Source organism: Shewanella sp. AC34-MNA-CIBAN-0136 (genome assembly GCF_040309945.1).
In the GTDB taxonomy this organism is placed as follows: Bacteria; Pseudomonadota; Gammaproteobacteria; order Enterobacterales; family Shewanellaceae; genus Shewanella.
Window position 1 is genome coordinate 1 of sequence record NZ_JBEOPJ010000009.1, and the last position, 18,970, is coordinate 18,970.

General features: G+C 41.0%; 17 protein-coding genes. 9 read left to right on the forward strand and 8 right to left on the reverse strand.

What is annotated here, in order from left to right; genetic code table 11:
* Nucleotides 1–318: 318 nt before the first annotated feature.
* The 4 genes from AAEY94_RS10540 to AAEY94_RS10555 form a co-directional block, all read right to left on the reverse strand.
* Nucleotides 319–516: a DUF2986 domain-containing protein gene (locus tag AAEY94_RS10540; protein ID WP_011637061.1), complete on the reverse strand. Its 198-nt coding sequence runs from the start codon at nucleotides 514–516 to the stop codon at nucleotides 319–321.
* 216 nt (nucleotides 517–732) lie between these two features.
* A complete protein-coding gene (locus tag AAEY94_RS10545) occupies nucleotides 733–1,179 on the reverse strand; it encodes a hypothetical protein (RefSeq protein WP_101087503.1) in 447 nt (148 codons plus the stop codon).
* A gap of 164 nt (nucleotides 1,180–1,343) precedes the next feature.
* Nucleotides 1,344–1,700, reverse strand: a complete 357-nt coding sequence (locus AAEY94_RS10550) for a glutathione S-transferase N-terminal domain-containing protein (RefSeq protein ID WP_162022838.1) — start codon at nucleotides 1,698–1,700, stop codon at nucleotides 1,344–1,346.
* A gap of 120 nt (nucleotides 1,701–1,820) precedes the next feature.
* Nucleotides 1,821–5,285, reverse strand: a complete 3,465-nt coding sequence (locus AAEY94_RS10555) for a DUF748 domain-containing protein (RefSeq protein WP_350978733.1) — start codon at nucleotides 5,283–5,285, stop codon at nucleotides 1,821–1,823.
* Nucleotides 5,286–5,596: 311 nt separating this feature from the next.
* Between AAEY94_RS10555 and AAEY94_RS10560 the strand changes: the two genes are divergently transcribed.
* The 4 genes from AAEY94_RS10560 to AAEY94_RS10575 all read left to right on the forward strand — a co-directional run bounded on the left by AAEY94_RS10560 (nucleotide 5,597) and on the right by AAEY94_RS10575 (nucleotide 7,452).
* Nucleotides 5,597–5,992: a GNAT family N-acetyltransferase gene (locus AAEY94_RS10560; protein WP_101087506.1), complete on the forward strand. Its 396-nt coding sequence runs from the start codon at nucleotides 5,597–5,599 to the stop codon at nucleotides 5,990–5,992.
* A 146-nt stretch (nucleotides 5,993–6,138) separates the two neighbouring features.
* On the forward strand, nucleotides 6,139–6,846 hold the full coding sequence (locus AAEY94_RS10565; RefSeq protein ID WP_101087507.1) for a DUF445 domain-containing protein: 708 nt from the start codon (nucleotides 6,139–6,141) through the stop codon (nucleotides 6,844–6,846).
* A gap of 77 nt (nucleotides 6,847–6,923) precedes the next feature.
* Nucleotides 6,924–7,274 (forward strand): VOC family protein, encoded by a 351-nt coding sequence (locus tag AAEY94_RS10570; RefSeq protein WP_101087508.1) that lies wholly within the window; start codon nucleotides 6,924–6,926, stop codon nucleotides 7,272–7,274.
* A complete protein-coding gene (locus AAEY94_RS10575; protein ID WP_192116125.1) occupies nucleotides 7,255–7,452 on the forward strand; it encodes a DUF1289 domain-containing protein in 198 nt (65 codons plus the stop codon). The genes AAEY94_RS10570 and AAEY94_RS10575 overlap by 20 nt, the downstream gene beginning before the upstream one ends.
* 47 nt (nucleotides 7,453–7,499) lie before the next feature.
* On the opposite strand, the gene AAEY94_RS10580 is transcribed toward AAEY94_RS10575, so the two are convergent.
* Both AAEY94_RS10580 and asnB read right to left on the reverse strand, forming a co-directional pair.
* Entirely contained in the window at nucleotides 7,500–8,015 is a 516-nt protein-coding gene (locus tag AAEY94_RS10580; RefSeq protein ID WP_350978737.1) for a GNAT family N-acetyltransferase, read from the reverse strand.
* Nucleotides 8,016–8,134: 119 nt separating this feature from the next.
* Nucleotides 8,135–9,799: an asparagine synthase B gene (asnB, locus tag AAEY94_RS10585; protein WP_162022843.1), complete on the reverse strand. Its 1,665-nt coding sequence runs from the start codon at nucleotides 9,797–9,799 to the stop codon at nucleotides 8,135–8,137.
* 634 nt (nucleotides 9,800–10,433) lie between these two features.
* On the opposite strand from asnB, the gene AAEY94_RS10590 reads away from it, so the two are divergent.
* Entirely contained in the window at nucleotides 10,434–10,835 is a 402-nt protein-coding gene (locus AAEY94_RS10590; protein WP_350978739.1) for an ACT domain-containing protein, read from the forward strand.
* A 142-nt stretch (nucleotides 10,836–10,977) separates the two neighbouring features.
* Here AAEY94_RS10590 and AAEY94_RS10595 read toward each other — a convergent pair whose 3' ends face one another.
* Together AAEY94_RS10595 and AAEY94_RS10600 are read right to left on the reverse strand one after the other, a co-directional pair.
* Nucleotides 10,978–12,636 carry a M28 family metallopeptidase gene (locus AAEY94_RS10595; RefSeq protein ID WP_350978741.1) on the reverse strand — a complete coding sequence of 553 codons (1,659 nt, stop codon included), beginning with the start codon at nucleotides 12,634–12,636 and terminating at the stop codon, nucleotides 10,978–10,980.
* A 158-nt stretch (nucleotides 12,637–12,794) separates the two neighbouring features.
* The gene (locus AAEY94_RS10600; RefSeq protein ID WP_011637074.1) at nucleotides 12,795–13,541 is read right to left on the reverse strand and encodes an HAD-IIA family hydrolase; all 747 of its coding nucleotides are present in this window, start codon (nucleotides 13,539–13,541) and stop codon (nucleotides 12,795–12,797) included.
* A 627-nt stretch (nucleotides 13,542–14,168) separates the two neighbouring features.
* On the opposite strand from AAEY94_RS10600, the gene AAEY94_RS10605 reads away from it, so the two are divergent.
* The 4 genes from AAEY94_RS10605 to AAEY94_RS10620 all read left to right on the forward strand — a co-directional run bounded on the left by AAEY94_RS10605 (nucleotide 14,169) and on the right by AAEY94_RS10620 (nucleotide 18,826).
* A complete protein-coding gene (locus AAEY94_RS10605; RefSeq protein WP_350978744.1) occupies nucleotides 14,169–15,845 on the forward strand; it encodes an AMP-binding protein in 1,677 nt (558 codons plus the stop codon).
* Between the two features lie 1,461 nt (nucleotides 15,846–17,306).
* Nucleotides 17,307–17,717, forward strand: a complete 411-nt coding sequence (locus AAEY94_RS10610) for a hypothetical protein (protein WP_350978746.1) — start codon at nucleotides 17,307–17,309, stop codon at nucleotides 17,715–17,717.
* A 381-nt stretch (nucleotides 17,718–18,098) separates the two neighbouring features.
* The gene (locus AAEY94_RS10615) at nucleotides 18,099–18,368 is read left to right on the forward strand and encodes a hypothetical protein (protein WP_350978748.1); all 270 of its coding nucleotides are present in this window, start codon (nucleotides 18,099–18,101) and stop codon (nucleotides 18,366–18,368) included.
* A gap of 83 nt (nucleotides 18,369–18,451) precedes the next feature.
* Entirely contained in the window at nucleotides 18,452–18,826 is a 375-nt protein-coding gene (locus AAEY94_RS10620; protein ID WP_350978749.1) for a hypothetical protein, read from the forward strand.
* Nucleotides 18,827–18,970: the final 144 nt, after the last annotated feature.

Genomic DNA, 18,970 nt, shown 5'->3' on the forward strand with positions numbered 1-18,970 from the left:
GATGAGACTCAGTGAAGATGAGACTCAGTGAAGATGAGACTCAGTGAAGATGAGACTCAGTGAAGATGAGACTCAGTGAAGATGAGACTCAGTGAAGATGAGACTCAGTGAAGATGTGACTTAGTGAAGATGTGATTCAGTGTAGATGTGATTCTGTGTATATGCGATAGAGTTTACATGTGATTGGGATCGAGACGTGATGCTATGATAGATATTTAATCTCTGGCTAATGCCCATAGAGCAGATAATAAAAAGCCCCTATTTTTGGCCTTGACCAATAATAGGGGCTTTTTGATACTGACACCTTGTAAATGGGTGTTAGTCTTTGTCAGTTTCTGTGCTGGCTTCAGTGGCAACTGTTTGTTCAGCCGCTTCTGCTAACGCAATTTTCTCACGTTCAGCTTTAGAGATATAACGCTCAACAGGCTTGTTACTTGGGTTAGCCGGCACCACTTTATTTTGGCGAGCCTTGGCACGTTTGGCCAATTTTTTGATCATCTCTTGCTTTCTATTCATCTGATTTCTTACTTTGTAAACGACAAACTATTAATATCATTCTAGACGATACACGGCTTATCGGAGCGTGATGACACTGGTCTTGGAGCCTACGGCAACATCACGAGAAAATTTGGATGCTAATTTTAGCTTAATTGCTTAGCTGGATATAGTGTTTTATCCGTCAGCGACAATAATTAACCTATTAAGTCAGTTAAAGCTGCATCGGCTTGGCAATTAGGCGCCGAATTTTTTAATATCTTCAGCGGTAGCACCATCATTACATTCGCCACGAATTTCACCGCGCTCAGTTTCAACATAACGACTTAATTCAATAAAACCGGCTTTACAATAACCATTCATTTCGATGGTTTTTCTAAGACCCAGATCAATTTGTTGATGCCATAGTTCGAGGCGATTCTCTGCGTTACGTTGTTCAATTAAATAACTCTGTGCATCTTGTTTACTGCGAATTCTTCTTTCTAGCGGGGAATCACCAGGAATGCTGCGGTCAAGGGCGGTAGCTAGTTTTGCTTTATAGACAAACAACTTAATCCCATTACCTTTAATTTGAGTACTGAATGCATCGCGAAACTGCCCCGCAAAGTCCATAGGATCAGGTTCGCTTGCGCTACAGGCGCTAAGCAGTATGAGACTGCAGATGATTAAGCTTATTTTTGACACTCATTACCTCATTCGTTCTTATGTTAAATGAAACTCGAATAAATGCTGCAAAATATTATCATGACCTTTATTGATACAAGCATGGCCAGGGTAAAAATATTTCTACAGCAATATGTTAGCCACAGTGTTGAGATAAACTGTGGCGACATGACATAACCAGTGCTTTATGCGAAACGTTCGTTGAGGTAGCTGGTAATGGCTTTTGACTCATATAACCATTGGGTGTTGCCGTCTTGTTCGATACGTAAACAAGGCACTTGTAGCTTGCCACCTTGGCTTACTAACACGCTTTTGTTGTCATCTTGTTTGGCGTCGACTAAGTTAATGGTTAAATTTTGGCGACGCATATCACGACGAACCTTGACACAAAAAGGGCAGGCGGCGTATTGATACAATGCCAATGATTGAGTTTGTTGATCGACAATAGCTTGTTGATCTTGTGGACGTTGGCGCTTTTTAGGAGCAAACACAAAATTTAACAACAAAATAATTCGACCTAAAATCCAGCGAACGATAAACATAGATAACCTCAATCTTAACAATATTAATGATACATCATGATTACAAACGTTTGTTATTACTCGTTTGCAATGTATGCGCAGTCTACCCGATGTAGATAGCGGTTAACAGCCACAGACTGGTTATTTTACTTGTAGTTCAAGCAATGCTTCTGCGGCATCTTCTGCGGTGTTGATACGGCTTTCAAGCACAAATATTTTACCTGCATCAATTCCTGCTTGAGCAATTAAATAGGCTTTAACCGCTTTAGCGCGCTCTTGGGCTAAAAGGCCAAATTCATCTGCAGTAAACTGTTGGTGATTTTTAAGCATATTGTACAAACCAATGTGCCAACGCGTGATCAGCTCTGCTTCAGTCAGTTTTGGTTTTTTCTGCTGTAATTTTTGCTTGATGTCTAATGGATCCTGCGATAACTCTTGCTCAACCAATTGATACAATGCATCTGCTAATGGCCCCGTAACAGGGTATTTGCTGGCAGAGACACTTTTGGGGAAATCTTTGAATTTTATCCCCGCAGCGTTAGCCAGTTGCTTATGCAGTTTGGTTTCTGCTAATGCTTGTTTATCGTTAATTATGTCGATACTGCCTTTAATATTTAGATTAAGCAGCGGCCTGTCTATTAACGCTTTAGCCAGTTTGTCTAAGGTGCTTTTTTGTTTAAGTGAGATGTTGCTGCGTCCATACTCAAAACTGATTTTATCTATTTGTTCATCACTGCCCACAAGACCAGCTAAGAATGAAAACGGTGAGGTCACCGCTTTGGTTATGATATTGCCTAGTGCATTAATGATGATGCTACCAAAACTAAAGCTAGGAGAATCAATATCCCCAGACACATCAACGCCTAAATCAATTACGCCATGTCGGTCTTGCAATAATGCTATCGCTAATGTCACCGGTAGGCTGGTTGCTAAACTGCTGTTACTGCGTTTACCTAGTTCGAGTTGATCAATCACTACATGATTACTGCCAACTAATTCATTGTTTTTAAGCTGATAGTTTAGATCCAGTGACAACTGACCTTTATCAATATAATAACCAGCATAAGTGCCAGAGTAAGGGTTAACCGAGGTGAGCTCTACTTTGTCAAAGTTCAAATTAAGGTCAAGATAAGGTTGTGCTAATAACGGGTTAACATCACCTTTTAACGTCACCGGTGCGTATTTGTCTATTTTTCCCGCTAAATCAACTGATGCAGTGGTTTCTGGATTTGATGATAAGTTGGTGATCTGGCCGTTAAGCATTTCAATGCCCGAAGCAAAATTGGGCGTTAACGAATTATCCGCAAAGAAGGCCGAGCTGTCTTTAAAGCCAATCTTATTAATGTTGAGCTTCATTTGTGGCGCATCGGTGGTGGATTGCTCATTGCCTGTCGATAAGGTCGCTTGTTCAGCTTTACTTGGACTAACAGCAACTTTATCTGTCTCAACACTAGCAGTGGTTTGTTTTACGTCTGCAGGAGTATTGATCAACTCGCTAATATTGGTGCTGCGGTCGGGTGAGATAATCAGGCGACTAAACAGCTTATCGAAGTTTATTTCATCAATATCAATGTTAGCTTGTTGGCGATCAAACGATAATTGGTTGATGTCCATTGTTTGCCATGTCAGCAAAGGTTGTTTTAACACGTTATCGTTAATGTGTAATTGACTGATGTTTGCACTGCCAGAGTAGGTTAGCGTGTCTTTAGCGTCTGCATGCAAAATGCCCTTAGTGGAAAACATGCCATCTTCAATAGTGATATTGATGTAAGGAGCAATATAAGGTTGTAAACGTGACAGCAACATATTACTAAAGTCGATTTCAGCATTCACTGTTTGCGCTAATGCATCAACTTGTCCTGTTGACGTTAATAAGCTTTGTTGATTAATTCCTGCCGAAAATTGATAATCAATCGGGCTGGATAGATCTGATTTTATTACCCCAGTGGTGAGGTCAATCGGGCCGATTTGCCAAAGAATAATCTTATCACTGGCAATGCCTTCACCCAGTTTAACTTGATACTGCGCGATACTGATTTTGTCTAGTGTGACTAACCAAGGGGAGTCAGCATCGATGGCGTTAGACGTTACTGCTGTTTTTTGTTGAGTCGTTTGTGAGTCTGTCTCAACTGTCGCTTCTTTCGTAGCATCTTGTGTCGCTGATGGTGGTGATTGCTGCGCTAATAGTGGTTCTGCATCTGTTTCTGTATCTGTTTTTGCAGTTGTATCGCTAGCTGCTTTTGTGTTGAGATCAGCGGTGACTTGTTTAACGGTCGCGATGGCTTTATCAGTAATGGTATCAGCCACATTTGTGCTGTCAGCTTTTTGCTCATCTGAGTTAGCTTTCTCTATATCTATACTGCCTAAATCTGCAGTCTCTGAATCTGTCGTGTCTGCAGTCTCTGAATCTATCGTGTCAGTAGTAGCTGATTCGGTAATAGCAGACTCGGTAGTCGTTGAGGCTGTAGAAGATAAATCTGAGGTATCTACGGTAGTTGTTAACTCAGTGTCTTTAGGCAGCAATAAAGCAACCAAATCAGCACCAGTAGGAGTGATGTTGAGTTTGATATTACCTTTTTCGGTATGGAACTCACCAATGCTAACGCGTTTTTTGTGGCTGTCTAAATTGATGTTATTTAACGCTAAGACATCAATGGCGATTTTTTCATCTTGCTGATGTAACGCTTTAAAACGCTTAATCACTATCTGTGCTTTGGTGACATTGATATGGCTTATTGGTGCTAAGTTTTTGTCTTGCAATGTCACGTCATACTGTCCGTTTAGGCTCAGCGTGCCTTCAGCTAAGTTAATCGCAAACAGTTGATCAACAAAAGACCAGTAACGCGATAAATCAATCCCAGTCACCTTAACATCGCCTTTTATTGCCAGGGGCGCTAATTGGAATTGCCCTTGCAATGCTACCGAGCCTTTGAATTGATCTTCTATGCGTAAGTTATAACGATTTACTTGGTCTTGCTTGTCGTTTAACGCACTACTCAAACTATTGAATTGTGCCAATGACACATTGATGTTGGGATAATTAATGTGGGTATCTGTGACGTTGTCGTCTAGGGTAAACACGCCTTGTTGGATCTGAATATTAGCAATGTTTATCGCCGGTATAACACTCGGTTCAGTACTCGTTGGTGTTGGCTGACTATTTCGGCTTAGGCGAGTAATAATGTCACTGAAGTTAAATACAACTTGTTGATTTGCCGTTTCAGAACGCGCCACTCTAAAGGTGGGTTGTTGTAGACGGATATCTTCAATCACTATCGCCCAAGATGAGATCGATTGCCATAATTGAATGTTGCCATAGGCCGCGGCGAATGACGCAAACGTTTTCGGGCTATCAAGTTCGTTGATTTCAAAACCCGATACCGCTAGTTCTAACGTAAATGGGTTGATACTAATGTCTTGTAGGGTAACGTTTCTGCCTAATTGCTCGGTTAATATCGTTGGTGCTTGTTGTTTGGCAATATATGGAATTAATCCGCCGAGAACAGCACAACCCAATAGATAAACAGTTAATCCATAAAGGGCTAATTTTAGAATACGAGAGCGCGGTGTAACCGCTGAGCGCAATTGCGCAAAAAACGAGGTCATAAGAGGTAATCTTGATACAAAACAGTGGCAACAGCTGACTATTTTACCAAAAAAACAATCGTAACGAATGATTATTTTGTCAGGATAATAGATTAATTTACATTTATGTTTATTGATGTTAACTTTATATTTAAGCTTATGTAATTAATAGATTTTCTATTTATCTTTTTTATATAGGTTCATTTTGTTTTGTGCGTTAAACACTTACAGTGACATATTGTTTTAACCTGATGGCTTGATGCCATCACTTAATAGGCATGATATCTGCGATATTCATACGCGGTATTTAATCCTATTTTCAAGGATGAGAAATGCAAATACGTCTAGCTTCGAGCATCGATTTAGAACCATTGAGCCTGCTATTTGATCTATATCGGCAGCAACTACAACAGCCCTCTGACTATCCAGCGTGTCATCATTTTTTGAAGCATCGCTTGGCCGAAAATGATTCGATGATTTTTGTCTCCATCAGAGACGATGAAATGGTGGGCTTTATTCAATTATACCCGTCGTTTTCTTCATTGCGCCTTGCTCCTGTGTGGTATTTGGAAGATGTGTTTGTAAAACCTCAATATCAGCAGCAGGATGTTGTTAGCCAAATGTACCAAAAGGCTCAGTTGTTGGCACAAAGTACTGGGGTATTATTGATTAACCACCATGATTCCCAAGTGCCTATCGAACCTGAATCCTTAAGTTGTACGGCGTAAATTGATCAGTATTATTTGCTTACCATTAACCATGGTAATTAAGTCTGTGATGAGATGAACGATGAATTATGTAGACCTCAGTTATTTCTGATAAAATAGCTGAGGTTTTTTATTATTTTATCATCATAGATGTTAAGGAAAAGAGATTGAATAAGAGCGTATTAACCAACCTTATCGCGGCTGTCTTTATGCTGGTTGGGTATGTGTTACAACAACAAATTGTCATGACAATAGGATTATTTGCGTTGTCGGGTGCATTAACCAACTGGTTAGCAATCCATATGTTGTTTGAAAAAGTCCCCGGTTTGTATGGTTCCGGTGTGGTTCCATCACGATTTGAAGAGTTTAAAGCGGGCATTAAACATTTAATGATGCAGCAATTTTTTACTCAAGAGAATATCGATCGCTTTTTGACAACCAGCAGTGCCAGTAGTATTGATTTAACCCCTGTGATTGAAAAAATTGATTTAGCACCATCATTTGATGCATTAGTGTCGACTATCGAAAAGTCATCATTTGGTGGCATGTTAGCGATGTTTGGTGGTACCGAGGCGTTGATCCCACTGAAAGAGCCGTTTATTGAAAAAATGAAACTGTCGTTAGTTGAACTGGCTCAAAGTGAAGAGTTCAATGCTATTTTAGTCAATGAGCTTGAAAAGCCAGATGTCATCGCAGACATGCAAGCTAAAGTGGCTAATATTGTGGAACAGCGTTTAAATGAACTTACGCCAGAATTAGTGAAACAAATCATTCAAGACATGATTAAAACCCATTTGGGTTGGTTAGTGGTGTGGGGTGGTGTGTTCGGCGGTATTATTGGCGCCGTCGCGGCAGTGCTGCAGCAATACAGTTAACCCAAAAACGTATTATTTTCATGGCGTTATCTACCATATAATATTGTCTGCCAAATAACAGAGTAACAGAGGTGAGTATGAGTCAACATCATAGTATTAATTATTTAGAAATACCCGTGAGAGACCTCATCGCAACCAAAGCCTTTTTTACTCAGGTTTTTGGTTGGCAGTTTCAAGACTATGGTCCTCAATACAGTTGTTTTTTGCAGGTCGGAATTGATGGTGGATTTTATCAAGCAGACTCTCAATTCACCTTAGCAAACGGCAGTCCGTTAATTGTGCTTTACAGCCAAGATTTGGCCGCCACAGAAGCTAAAATTATTCAGGCTGGTGGACTCATCACCAAAGCTGTATTCAGTTTTCCTGGCGGTAGACGTTTCCATTTTACCGACGTTAATGGTAACGAATATGCCGTCTGGTCAGAATAACGACAATCAAATTGCCTCACCTTGTGTGAGGCAATGTTGTTTAGATCAACAGGATATCTGTTTAGGTTGCCATCGCTCGCTCGATGAGATTCTGGCTTGGCATACAATGGACCAACAACAAAAAAGCGCATTGCTGGAAACGTTACAACAACGCGCTATCGCGCGTAAAAAACGCTAGTAGGCCGCTAATCTATAAGTGTTGAGCACTACAAATATCGTATTGAGCTACACCGCAGTTGGGTTGGTTCTCGGTTCGGTATCGGTTCTAAATAAGCTAAACCCGCGAGCTTGGTAGTTTTGTAAAGCGCTTGGGTGATCTAATGAGCAAGTATGCACCCAAACACGGCGGGTGTTAGGCAATGACCACGCTTGTTCAATAGCTTGAGTCAGTAAATAGCCGCCAAAGCCTTTACCGATAAAGCGTTCACTTAAACCAAAATACATAATCTCGACAGTCGCGTCACCTTGTTGCTGCAACTCAAAGTAACCCGCTGGTGCACCGTCTTTATACGCGACAAACAAATGCAAATTATCCGCTTCGCTGTATTCCTGCCATTGGCTATCGGACAAGGCTAATTTATCTGTCCACTCCCACGCAGCACCCACAAATTGATATAAAAAACGATTGAATTGATATTGTTTTATTTTCACCTCAACCACGGTTAAGCCGTTGGCATCATGTTTAGGTTTTAATTGACTGCGGTCGGTCATCTCAAGATTAAAAATGCTGATGTCTGTCATGGAGAACCTTATTATTATGTATGAAACGAAGAATATCATTATCTTACAAGATGGCGCCAAACAAAAACACCACCCAAAAGGTGGTGTTTACAATTGTACTGTTCACATAGAGCTAATGATTAATACGCGCTAGCGTGAACGTTTTTAACTGCACGGCCCGATGGGTCGTTAAGCCCTTGTAAACTTACATCCCACAATAGTGCTTCAGGGGTTGAACAGGCAACTGTTTTTCCACCTGGCACTGTTTCAGCGGCACTGGCTAATGGGAAAAACTCTTCAAAGAAGCTGCGGTAAAAATAGGCTTCTTTCGACTCTGGCGTGTTGTATGGGAAACGGAATTTTGCGTTAGCAAATTGCACGTCATCTACGTTTTCTGCCGCATGAGCTTTTAAGCCATCAATCCACGAGTAACCTACGCCGTCACTGAACTGTTCTTTTTGGCGCCATACCACTTCTTTAGGTAATTTGTGCTCAAACGCTTGACGTAAAATGTGCTTCTCGATACGACCATCTTTAGACATCTTCGCTTCAGGGTTAATGCGCATTGCTACGTCAATAAACTCTTTATCTAAGAAAGGCACACGTGCTTCAAGTCCCCATGCTGCCATAGCTTTGTTGGCACGCAAGCAATCAAATAAATGCAGCTTATCAAGCTTACGGACTAATTCTTCATGGAACGCTTGGGCGTTAGGCGCTTTGTGGAAATATAGGTAGCCACCAAATAGTTCGTCAGCACCTTCGCCAGACAACACCATTTTAATGCCCATGGCTTTAATTTTACGTGCCATTAAATACATTGGCGTAGCCGCACGGATAGTGGTTACGTCGTACGTTTCTAAGTGATAAATCACTTCTTTAATTGCATCTAAGCCTTCTTGGAAGGTATACACAATAGGGTGATGAATTGTGCCAATGGCATCGGCCACTTTTTGCGCTGCGACTAAATCTGGAGACTCAGCTAACCCTACGGCAAATGAATGCAGTTGTGGCCACCATGCGCCGGTTTCGCCGTCGTTTTCAATACGGTGTTTTGCATATGTTTGTGTAATGGCAGAAATCACTGATGAATCTAGGCCACCAGACAATAATACGCCGTAAGGAACATCCGACATTAGCTGGCGTTTTACTGCAGCTTCTAATGCTTCACGTAATTCTTCAATGCTAGCTGGGTTATCTTTAACGGCATCAAAATCACGCCATTCACGATGATAATACTGGGTTGGTTTACCGTCGGCTGAATATAAATACTGTCCTGGGTAAAACTCAGCAACTGTTTTACATACAGGCATTAATGCTTTCATTTCAGAAGCAACGTAGAAGTTACCAGATGCATCTAGACCTGTATAAAGTGGGATAATGCCCATGTGGTCGCGACCGATTAAGTACGTGCCTTTGGCTTTGTCATACAGTACGAATGCGAAGATACCGTTCAGTTTGTCTAAAAAGTCACAACCGTATTCTTGGTACAGTGATAAGATCACTTCGCAATCTGAGTTAGTTTGATACTGGTATTTGTCACCTAGCTGAGCTTTTAACTGCTTGTGGTTATAAATTTCACCGTTTACGGCTAACACTATGTTGCCATCAAGGCTGATAAGTGGCTGCGCTCCGTGGTCAACGTCAACAATCGATAAACGTTCATGAGCTAAAATGGCTTTGTCATCAGCATATATGCCAGACCAATCTGGGCCGCGGTGACGCAGCAGTTTTGACATTTCTAACGCCACTTGGCGAAGTTTGCTTGCATCAGTTTTGATGTCTAAAATTGAAAATATTGAACACATAATACGGCTCCAGCAGCGTTGGCTAATCTTTATCTGGTTCCTACTTTGCCAGCATTTTGGTTAACTGCCAAGCTTGTTTTTTGAGATAACATCATAAATATAGCTATTTTAATGATTTTATCTCTTTTAAATATCTTTTTGTTTGAGTAATGTTTTGTTAAATGTCGTTTTTATTGATATATCTTTATTTTTATCGTGATTATGGCTATTTTTTTTAAGATTTCATAATCAAATACCACTAAAAGCCATAATTGCACTAATGCTGTGCGTATGATGTTTATTTGAACAAAAGTGGGGCTTAATGGTCATTTAACGCCTTTAACGTAGCCATAATCGTGCCTACGTGGCATGTTGATGCGCGATAATGGGGCTTCAATTCACTCGGTGATAGTCAACCAAGCAGCGCTAAACTTGTTAAGTGTTTTAATACTGGATAGGGTTATGTTGATCACTTCTGTTAGTCACTTCTGTTAGTCACTTCTGTTAGTCACTTATATTGGTCACTTATGTGTAGCAGGCAGCAAAGCTGCATTTACGTTAAGCCACATTTTATTAAGGCTGGCGCTTTTTATTGCAACACAAGAGCGTGATCCATAAAATCGCTTTATAACGGAAACATATTTAAGGAAAAAGTATGGTAGGTGAAACAAATTTAACGGCATTACTTGCATCGATGTCACCGGTATTTTTAGATGACGAATACGTTTTTTGCTCAGTGCCGGGCGGCCAATATGGCGATTATCAAACTTTATCGCCACTCGCGACGTTTCGCGAATCTGAAGGGCTGACGTTAGTATTAACCAAAGCGGCTGCTATAGAGGGCGGCTTGTCTTTTGAATCAGTATTTAAAGGCATTACCTTAACGGTACACTCTAGTCTGGATGCCGTTGGTTTAACGGCTGCAGTGGCCAATAAACTCACCGAAAAAGGCATTAGCGCTAATGTTATTGCCGCTTATTATCATGACCATATTTTTGTGCAAACAGAAAAGGCGGCTTTAGCCATCGAAGCGCTAAATGAATTTAGTAAAGTGTAAGTCAGGTTATCTAAAGGCTTAAATCAGATACTCATGACACAAAGCTTAATGACATAAATGCTAATAGCCAAATACCAATAAAAAAGCCCATCAAATACATGATGGGCCAATCCTTGGGGGGAAGGAATAGGGTAGTGCTGTACTAATCTGCAGGACGTAATTGATTAAATTCAGAACCGGCAAAGTATCCTGGCCAATCTTGGTTATTACCTAACTCTGCCGCAGCTTGGTAATACACGCCTAAATCTTGTAATGAACCGGATAAATCCCATTCAGGACGATAATGATCGCAAACGTTATGGTAACAACCCTTCATTTTGACCAGCATTGCCGTTTTGTATTGTGCGGTAGCTTCATCAAGCGGTTCGTTACCACCACCGGCAAATACTGCTGGCACGCCTAATTTAGCAAAGCTGAAGTGATCTGAACGGAAAAAGCCGCCTGATGCAGGGTTTAGCTCACCTTGGCTGGTACGATTTTGTTTAGCGACAGCGCGGTCTAAATAGTTTTCTAACTCAGACTGGCCTTTACCGACAATCGTGTAATCTTTGGTTTTACCATAAATATTGGTGCTGTCGAGGTTAAATACTGCCACGGTTTTATCAATTGGATAAATTGGGTTTGCAGCATAATAACGTGAGCCTAATAAGCCTTGTTCTTCACCCGTAGTGGCAATAAAGGTTAATGAACGGGCCAAGCCATGCCCTTGTTTAGCTTGCTGGGCAAACTGGCGGGCAATTTCTAAAATACCGGCGGTACCAGTGGCATTATCTAACGCGCCATTATAAATTTGGTCGCCGTCTTTGGTTTCATCGGTACCGATATGATCCCAATGGGCAGTAAATAAAATCTGCTCATCAGCTTGTTTGCTGCCAGCTAATGTTGCAACCACATTATAACTGTCGGCATATTCCGCTTTATTGGCAAATTCAATGCTGGCTGTTTGGGCTAAATCGACATTGAGTGAATTGGTAGCGGCGCGATCCATTAATGACGTTAATGACAAGCCCGCTTTATCGAATAAGGCCGTAGCACTGTCTAAGGTTAACCAACCTTCAACTTGGACCCGCTGATCTTGTTCTGCTTTGCTTTGAACTAAATCTTGTTGAGCACCGGTCCAGCTGTTTTCAACTACCGACCAAGGGTAAGAGGCCGGTTCGGTATCATGAATAATAATTGCGCCTAACGCGCCTTGGCGACTGGCTTCTTCAAATTTATAGCTCCAACGACCATAGTAAGTCATCGCTTTACCATTGAACTTGGCACCTTCAGGATGTGCAAAGCCTGGATCATTGACTAAAATGATGGCAATTTTGCCTTTCATGTTGAGATCTTGGTAATCATTCCAGCCATATTCAGGCGCATTAATACCGTAACCAACAAACACTAATGGCGCATCTTTAATACTCACCTGGCTACTATCGTGACGACTGCTTAACACGATATCTTGGCGGTACTGTAAATCCAACCCCGCTAAAGTAACCTGCTGTTGTTCGCTAGCGGTGTAGCTCACCATTGGAACCGGTTGCAAAAAACTGCCTTTATAAGCGCCCTTAAGCCCCATTTGGGTGAAGGCGGTAGACAAATACTCTATGGTGAGCTTTTCGCCTTGGGTTGTTGGCGCGCGACCTTCAAACTTATCCGACGATAATGTTTCAATATCGGTTCTAAAGCGTTGTTCGTCAAAGGTTACCGCTGTCACTTTAGCCGGAATAATATCGTCGGTTGCAGTGTGTTTAGCATCATCGCCGTTACATGCTGACAGTAAAGCAATGGCGCAAAAAGGAAACAATCGTTTCATGCTATATCCTGTTATTGTTATTCGTTTTTATTTCAGACAAGCATAATGAAGCAAGCCAGTGCTTGAAAACAAGTTCACTGGCTTGGAATTGTGTTACCTAATGTAAATTGTGTCTTGGGTGCTCAGTTTATTAACTGGCGGACATTAACTGGTGCTAATTAAACGACGTCGATATCGCCAGCGCAGGCAAACACATGATTTGGTCTGAAAGGTTCTTTGTCTATATCACTCATTTGGCTTACGCCAGTCGTCACCAGAATCGTTTCCAGGCCCGCTTGGAAGCCAGCCAGAATATCGGTGCGCATGTTATCGCCAATAATAACGGTGTTTTCAGAATGTCCCTGTATATGATTCAACGCCGAGCGGATAATCCACGAGCTAGGCTTACCCACATAAAATGGCATCTTACCTGTGATACGCTCAATGGCTGCACATAATGCGCCACATGCTGGGCTAAATGCCGGGCCGTGGGTGTCTGGATTGGTGGCAATAAAGCGTGCACCGCCAGCAACAAAACGAGATGCTTTATGGATCATATCCCAGTTGTAAGAGCGGGTTTCACCGACAATGACAAAGTCTGGATTAATATCCGTTATGGTGAAACCGGCATTGTAAAGTTCGTGTGTCAGTGCACCTTCGCCAATTACATAGGCTTTATTGCCGGTTTGGTGTTTTAGAAAGTCTGCCGTAGCCATGGCTGAGGTATAAAAGCAGGTTTCTGGTACATTAATACCTGCAGCGCCGAGTCGATTTTGTAAGTCTTTGCCAGTTTGAACGGGATAATTAGTGAGGATAACCAGCGGATTACCTTGTTCAAGTACGCGGTGAATAAACTTGTCGCTTCCAGGGATTAGCTTGTTGTCATGCAGTAGCACACCATCAATATCGCAAATAATATTTTTCATTCAGTCATTTCTTCCTTCAAATACAACCTGCTTACATCTAATGCTAATTCAATTCAGAAAACAACGATTAAATATAAAAAATGCCTGTTAGGTGATTGATTTACTCTTTGAGAGTTGGAGATATTGATTGCAGGTTGCAGGTTGCAGGTTGCAGGTTGCAGGTTGCAGGTAGAGGAGTAGGGGATATTGATTATGGCGTTTGTTGTTGTCGATATGGCTGCGGCCACTAACGTCCGGCGCGTCACACCAGATCAAGAGAAACGGCCCAGCCACCCCGCAACATTTTCTCTATTGACTTAAACAACAGATATGAAAAAGTCGCCATGGCGATTTATCCTGCTTTTTAGTTCATGTGTCTGACTAACGAAGCATTCTTTAACAACAAACCCTGATACATGTATGTGCCACAGTAGAAACTGTCATGATAATGTAATAGCTGAATGCTTTTTCCATTGTTGAAGAAAGATAGAGTGAAGCGGAAAAACGATAAAAGCAGGGATGAGTCACACTCCAAGAGATTAACTACTGATAACCCCCTAGAACAGTAGTTAATTCATTGAATTCAGTCTATTATTTTTATACTGATTAGGTAAATTAATTTACAATAGTGATGTTTAAACAACATTAATGATGGCTATAATGACAAATGATAAACCGTGGCTAACACAATATCCTGAGGATGTGCCCGCAAAAATAGATTCAAGTATGTATAACAATATCAATGATTTGTTTAAAGAGTCTTTTAGTGTGCATGCTAAAAAAGCAGCATATATTAATATGGGACATAGCTTATCCTATCAAGATCTCGAAAGTAAAAGTAACGCTTTTGCTGCTTATCTACAATCTGAATTAAAAATGAAAAAAGGCGAACGAATCGCCTTGATGATGCCTAATTTATTGCAATATCCCATCACTATTTTAGGAGCATTAAAAGCAGGACTCATTATTGTCAATGTTAATCCACTTTATACCCCTCGAGAATTAAAACACCAATTACGAGACTCAGGGGCCAGTGCTATTGTTGCCGTAACAAATTTTGGTAATAACCTTCAGCAAATACTGCATGAGACTAATATTAAGCATGTTATGTTAACCAAAATCGGCGATGAGTTAGCGATTCATAAGCGTACATTGGTTAACTTTCTTATCAAACATGTCAAAAAAATAGTGCCTAAATATCATATTCCCGACGCTATTTCATTGCGTAGAGCGTTAACCGAAGGCAAGAAACTTCCCTTTATTGATCCCCAAATAACAGTAGATGATTTAGCATATCTCCAATATACAGGTGGAACGACGGGTCCTGCGAAAGGGGCAATGCTGACTCATAGTAATATTATTTCTAATGTTCTACAGGTTCATGCTCATTTTAGCCCAAGAACCTTATATGATAAGGAATATGCAGTAACCCCACTTCCGCTTTATCACATTTTTGCCAACTCAGTGAGTATGATGTTTATGCTCTTTCTCGGTGCAACGAATCTACTCATTACCAACCCAAGAGATATAGATGGTTTTGTAGCAGATTTAAGTAAATATCCATTCACAATGGTTTTTGGTTTAAATACACTTTTTAATGGTCTAAACAATCATGCTGGTTTTCAAGAATTAGATTTTAGTCACGCTCGTTTTACTATTGCAGGTGGAATGCCGACGCAGAAACATATTGCTGATCGTTGGCAAGAGCTCACTGGAATGCCTGTCATAGAAGGTTATGGCTTAACTGAATGTTCCCCAGTAGTCGCTGCAGGTACTCATCAACAACAATCATTTATTTCTTCAATTGGTGTCCCTTTACCCAGCACTGAACTCCGTATCGTTAATGATGAAAATGAACCTTTAGGTCCTAACCAAATTGGTGAAATTCAAATTAGAGGACCCCAAGTGATGAAAGGCTATTGGCAACAAGAAGCCGAAACCAATACTGTAATGCATACAGGAGGGTGGTTAAGCTCTGGCGATATAGGAAGAATGGATGATGATGGGATTTTTTATATTGAAGACCGTAAAAAAGATATGATTCTAGTATCGGGATTTAATGTTTTTCCAACTGAAATTGAAGAAGTTGCAACCCTTCACCCTCACATCATCGAAGCTGCGGCCATTGGCATTCCTGATGACGTCACAGGAGAAATAGTTAAATTATTTATTGTACGCAAAGGTAATGTGACCGTTGATGAAATAAAAAAACATTGTAGAAAATATCTTACCGGTTATAAAAACCCAAGGATAATTGAATTTAGAGATGAATTGCCAAAATCAAATGTTGGCAAGATCTTACGTCGAGAATTGCGAGATTCATAGGCGCTATTACTAACGTGCTAAGGATAATCAACATATTTGGTATTGATATGAGGCGCAGCCGAACAAATCCGACGAAACCTCATTCACATGCTGACTGAGGTTCTCGTCAACGTCCATTTCAGCAATTTGGTGCGAGAAAGGCCATGTGAGCTTCACGCATTCTTGTATAAAGAGTATTCAACGGCCTCAAGTTCAGAGTTGAATCACACCTTTTGAAAGTAAAATCTTTAACTTATGTATGCCCCAAAGCATGTTTAGGCTATGGCCTGAGGCCACTAACGTCGTGGCGCTTCGCCCACACCAGAGCTAATGGGTAAAGCGCTAGTACCCCTTTGCAAACCCTCAGCGTTCCGGCAACATTTTCTGAACAGCGAAAATGTCGCGACGGAAATTAATCGAGCTTTTGGCCTCGTTCGAATCCTTCTTCGGTCAACTCTTTATAGTAAAGAATGAAAATGCTAACGCTTCCGATGGTACATCCTGTACCGCGAAAGCTAAGCTCACCATCCATGGCCAGCTCACGTATTCTTTTATAAAGAGTCTTCAACGTGCTCAAGTCCAGAGTTGAATCACACCATTTTCAAGTCAAGAAAACTAACTCGTTTTTGGCCCAAAATTTGTTTGGGCTATGGCCTACGGCCACTAACGTCGTGGTGCTTCGCCCACACCAGACCAAGAGGAAACCAACGGCTGTTCCCTCTTGGATCACCCAGCCGCCCCGCAACATTTTCGCTATTTACGAAACAACAGCTGCGAAAAGGTCGCCATGGGGTAGATCCAGCTTTTAACTTTATTAACTTTATTTTTAGTCAGCCTCGGCCTTATTCGAAAATGCTAACGCTTCCGATAGGCCATCCTTGGCCAACGAAAGCTAGCCTGACGTCCTGTCAGGCTCACGCTATTTTCTTCAACGTCCTCAAGTTCAGAGTTGAATCACACCATTTCCAAGTCAAGAAAACTAACTCGTTTTTGCACCAAAGTTTGTTTCAAATATGAACCTGTGGCCACATCATCCCAGACGAAAAATGCTAAAAAGTGCATAATTTTCGATGGGGATCGTACTGCTTAACACTTCATCAGTATCTGGCTTATAAATATCGGATAAGTATCCTGTGTAAGCCATATTTCCCACCTTTTATGTTGTGTGTACTGTATACAAAAACAGTTGTAATGGTTTTTAGTGTTTTTTTAAGTTAAACCGGCTAATAAGTAAACTAAAGTAGTACGATAAATAATTTTTTATTTTGTAATGCATTGAAATAAATGTGTTTTTATTTCCTGTTGAATATTGAGTCCACTTTTAACGCGGAACCTCGCTTTTATTTGTCAGTGGAGTTAAATAAAACTGCTTTACATCAAGAAGATAGTAAATGTAGGATGATATTAATCAATAACTTAAAAGGGCGACTTTAAATTTTTTTGCCCTTCAATAAGCTGTTATGCACTTTTTGGAGTAACCGCATGGAAGCAATAACAAATAATCTGGGTGATCCATCCTGGTGGTTCACAGGAATATTCTTCACGGTAGCGGGTGTGCTGCTTGCTAAATTTTCGCACCACATCCCTAACGTGCTAAAAAACTTACTCAAAGGTGTTATTACTCGACGGACAATTAAAATAAAAAACACACGATTCAACCAAAGCCTCGTTAACTATCAAATCGCAAGAACCAACTCATACTTTATAATTTTCATAATTATTTGCTGCCTTTATTCTACGTGGCTTGTATCAGGCTCATTTCTAATTATTGTAAAAGCTTCACCATGGCTGGCAGTGGCATTGAGCACCCCCATATACATATCTGAAATACTTTGGCTAATTCAAGATGGTTATACGAAAGAACTCGCAAGATCTCGCGGTAAAATCGCATAACAAGGCGCTCAAATCGCTCGCTTCGCTCACTGGGACTTGCTAAAGCCAGCCCCTTAGCTTAATCGTTGAACTAGGCCGCTGCGCGGAGCCAAATGCTGACTCAATCGAGTGTATTAACCTCATTGAATCAGTTAGACTTAAAAAAGAAGTGATGGAACACCATAATGACAAGGGAATTTCAATGAAATACGTACAAACCAAGCCATATTACCCGTTCAAAACTGCTCTACAGCTCAGAGCCAGCATCAAAAAAAGCAAATTCCTATAGCATAAGCGTACCAATTAACCTGGACTCGGCAACGGCCAAGTCCAACAAGCGGTTTGTGCCATGCAAACAGCGCAACGCACAAATACTAAAACGTTATATAGCAAGGAGCAGTAGTGAAAATAGTATCCTGTGACACAGAAACTTCGGATTTAGGCCCAGACTTAGCAATTATTGAAACTGAAGATTCAGGTTTTACCCTTTTAATGAGTAGAGACCCAGAAGAAGAAGATTTCGAAAAAGTATATTTTGATGATTCGGAAATTCTTGAAGGCCACGCTGCCGCTGAAATGGTTGTAAAGTTAGAGGCGGCAGACAACTTACTCGTCGGTGAGTCTCTTGATATATACAATGGAATACTCAAGGCGTTGAGAAATGCTATATAACAAGTGCATCATGGTGGGAATTTTACTCGCTGGTAAAGCGCTCCTAAAATCCCCATATGCAAAGCGTTAGTGCTCAATACTATATGAAAAACATAATTGCAGTATTTATATCCACTCTATTCTTTGGCGTGCTCACATTGGCTCATATCCTTATTTCGCTGCACTATTGGAGTGAGGAAAAATCAGCTATTGATAGCTATTTGGCAAATATCGTACAGCCGCTTTTAATCGTGATAGCGGGCTACATCTGCGTTAAAATTTCTAACGTAAAAAAATGGTGGTTTGCCGGGTTTTTCGCCATTACCACATACATCCTCCTTACTGTGTATTTGATTTTTCTAGGCCCTGGTATAGATTTTTCCACTTGGGGCCTAGCAGCAATGAAAGTTCCAGCAGCTTTAGCAGTTTTTTCGTTATTAGGCGGAGGTATCTATCAATACTATTCAACAAAGCACTAACAAGCGCATGTTGTTCGCCGCTATCGCGGCCGGACTCCTTACGCTTCACTTCAGTCGCTGCAAATGCGGGCGTTACCCATAGGGATTTTAACCTGAAACTCACGAATTAGAATTAATGTTCTAACTCGGAAATGTCCAAAAACG

Excerpts from the sequence above, each read along its gene's own strand:
- AAEY94_RS10570 (WP_101087508.1), top strand. The coding sequence starts at position 6,924 with ATGAGTCAACATCATAGTATTAATTATTTAGAAATACCCGTGAGAGAC.
- AAEY94_RS10610 (WP_350978746.1), top strand. The coding sequence starts at position 17,307 with ATGGAAGCAATAACAAATAATCTGGGTGATCCATCCTGGTGGTTCACA.
- AAEY94_RS10595 (WP_350978741.1), bottom strand. The coding sequence starts at position 12,636 with ATGAAACGATTGTTTCCTTTTTGCGCCATTGCTTTACTGTCAGCATGT.
- AAEY94_RS10550 (WP_162022838.1), bottom strand. The coding sequence starts at position 1,700 with ATGTTTATCGTTCGCTGGATTTTAGGTCGAATTATTTTGTTGTTAAAT.
- AAEY94_RS10620 (WP_350978749.1), top strand. The coding sequence starts at position 18,452 with ATGAAAAACATAATTGCAGTATTTATATCCACTCTATTCTTTGGCGTG.
- AAEY94_RS10575 (WP_192116125.1), top strand. The coding sequence starts at position 7,255 with ATGCCGTCTGGTCAGAATAACGACAATCAAATTGCCTCACCTTGTGTG.
- AAEY94_RS10605 (WP_350978744.1), top strand. The coding sequence starts at position 14,169 with ATGATGGCTATAATGACAAATGATAAACCGTGGCTAACACAATATCCT.
- AAEY94_RS10590 (WP_350978739.1), top strand. The coding sequence starts at position 10,434 with ATGGTAGGTGAAACAAATTTAACGGCATTACTTGCATCGATGTCACCG.
- AAEY94_RS10555 (WP_350978733.1), bottom strand. The coding sequence starts at position 5,285 with ATGACCTCGTTTTTTGCGCAATTGCGCTCAGCGGTTACACCGCGCTCT.
- asnB (WP_162022843.1), bottom strand. The coding sequence starts at position 9,799 with ATGTGTTCAATATTTTCAATTTTAGACATCAAAACTGATGCAAGCAAA.
- AAEY94_RS10600 (WP_011637074.1), bottom strand. The coding sequence starts at position 13,541 with ATGAAAAATATTATTTGCGATATTGATGGTGTGCTACTGCATGACAAC.
- AAEY94_RS10540 (WP_011637061.1), bottom strand. The coding sequence starts at position 516 with ATGAATAGAAAGCAAGAGATGATCAAAAAATTGGCCAAACGTGCCAAG.
- AAEY94_RS10580 (WP_350978737.1), bottom strand. The coding sequence starts at position 8,015 with ATGACAGACATCAGCATTTTTAATCTTGAGATGACCGACCGCAGTCAA.
- AAEY94_RS10560 (WP_101087506.1), top strand. The coding sequence starts at position 5,597 with ATGCAAATACGTCTAGCTTCGAGCATCGATTTAGAACCATTGAGCCTG.